This window comes from Kineococcus halophytocola (genome assembly GCF_041276425.1).
GTDB lineage: Bacteria > Actinomycetota > Actinomycetes > Actinomycetales > Kineococcaceae > Kineococcus > Kineococcus halophytocola.
Map to the genome: position 1 here is coordinate 1 of NZ_JBGFTU010000055.1, position 1470 is coordinate 1470.

General features: G+C 69.0%; 1 protein-coding gene. It reads right to left on the reverse strand.

The features are described 5' to 3' along the window. Positions 1–53 precede the first annotated feature (53 nt). Positions 54–1346 (reverse strand): IS256 family transposase, encoded by a 1293-nt coding sequence (locus AB2L27_RS20110; protein WP_370443268.1) that lies wholly within the window; start codon positions 1344–1346, stop codon positions 54–56. Positions 1347–1470: the final 124 nt, after the last annotated feature.

Sequence of the window (1470 nt, forward strand, 5' to 3'; positions counted from 1 at the left end):
GGTCAAGTCCCCAGAGGTGGTGTACGACGGTTTCCTCGTGATGCTTCGTGCGGTCAGGCCGTCAAGGCCTGCATCGTGAGGTCGGAGTTCACCTCCACCGAGCTCTGCGCGGCGCCGGCCGGGCTGGTGGGGTCATCCGGGTCGGTGCCGCCGGGCATCGGCGTGAGCCGGCAACGGCCCAGCAGATCCAGGCCCAGGTAGCGGCGGCCCTCGGTCCACTCATCGTCCTGCTCAGCCATCACCGCCCCGACCAGGCGGATGAGGGAGGCGCGGTCGGGGAAGATCCCCACGACGTCGGTGCGGCGGCGGATCTCCCGGTTCAGGCGTTCCTGGGGGTTGTTGGACCAGACCTGACGCCACACCTCCTTCGGGAAGGCGGTGAAGGCCAGGACGTCGGCGCGGGCGGCGTCCAGGTGCTCAGCGACCTGCGGCAGCTTGACCTCGACGGCATCCAGTAGCCGGTCGAACTGGGCGTGCACCGACCCCTTGTCGGGCTGGTCGTAGACGCTGTGCAGCAACGTCTTCACCCACGGCCAGCTGGTTTTGGGTGTCACCGCCATCAGGTTGGCGGCGTAATGCGTCCGGCACCGTTGCCAACTGACCCCGGGCAGGGTCGCGCCGATCGCGGCGACCAGCCCGGCGTGCGCGTCGGAGGTCACCAGTCGCACCCCGGACAGGCCGCGGGCGGTGAGATCGCGGAAGAAGCCCAGCCAGCCGGCTCCGTCTTCAGCTGAGGAGACCTGCAAGCCCAGGATCTCCCGGTGCCCATCGGCGTTCACCCCCACCGCCAGCAGGGCGTGCACGTTCGCGACGCGGCCGTCCTCACGGACCTTCATCACCAGCGCGTCAGCGGCGAGGAACGTGTAGGGCCCGGCATCCAGGCGGCGGGTGCGGAACGCCTCGACCTGCGCGTCCAGGTCCTTGGCCATCTCGCTGACCTGCGACTTCGACAACCTCGTGATGCCGAGGGTCTCGACGAGCTTCTCCATCCGTCGGGTGGAGACCCCCAGCAGGTAGGCGGTGGCGACCACGGTGGTCAGGGCGCGTTCAGCGCGCCGGCGGCGCTCCAGCAGCCAGTCGGGGAAGTAGGAGCCTGAGCGCAGCTTGGGGATGGCCACGTCGATCGTGCCCATCCGGGTATCGAAGTCGCGGTGGCGGTAGCCGTTGCGGGAGTTGACCCGTTCCGGGCTGCTGGCCCCGTACTGCGCGCCGCAGACGGCGTCGGCCTCAGCGGACATGAGGGTGTCGATGAACGAGCGCAGCATCGTGCGCATCAGGTCTGGGCTGGCCTGGGTGAGCTGCTCGTCGAGGTAGCGGGCAGGGTCCATCATGGGGTGGGCGGTCATCGCGGTGTCCTTCTTCGGTCTTGAGCGGGAACTCAGGTCGAAGCATCACGCGGTGGCCGCCTCACACGTTGGTGGACACGCCCTCACCGGAGGGCGCCGTACACCACTCTGGTGGACTCCACTG

Bases quoted from the DNA above. Each gene is read 5' to 3' on its own strand.
- AB2L27_RS20110 (WP_370443268.1), bottom strand. From the start codon at position 1,346: ATGACCGCCCACCCCATGATGGACCCTGCCCGCTACCTCGACGAGCAG.